1 pseudogene is annotated in these 340 nt (G+C 33.5%); it reads left to right on the plus strand.

The features are described 5' to 3' along the window. Positions 1-340: pseudogene (locus tag LS81_RS11145) on the plus strand (bacteriophage T4 gp5 trimerisation domain-containing protein); the annotation flags it as partial.

Below are 340 nucleotides of genomic sequence, written 5' to 3' on the forward strand. Positions count from 1 at the left end.
AAAAGGAAGTTACACAGAATCTATTACTAAATATCATAAGCAAGAAGTATTAGGTTTAAAAGATGTAAGAGTTGGAGCAGAATATCTTACTAATGTAGCCCTCTCTAAAGATACCATAGTAGGATTAAGTAATACTCTAAATGTAGGAGCTAGTAATAAACTAAGAGTGGCTAATGATAGCAGTGAGGTTGTTGGGGGAGATAGGAGTGTGGAGGTTGGGGCTAATCAAAATACTACCATAGCTAAAGATGAAAATAGGAATATAAAAGGAAATAAAAGTGAGGTTGTAGGGGGAACATTAGATATACAAAGCACAAAAGAAATAAATATAAGCACACAA

The organism is Helicobacter trogontum (genome assembly GCF_000765905.2).
GTDB classification, from domain to species: domain Bacteria; phylum Campylobacterota; class Campylobacteria; order Campylobacterales; family Helicobacteraceae; genus Helicobacter_A; species Helicobacter_A trogontum.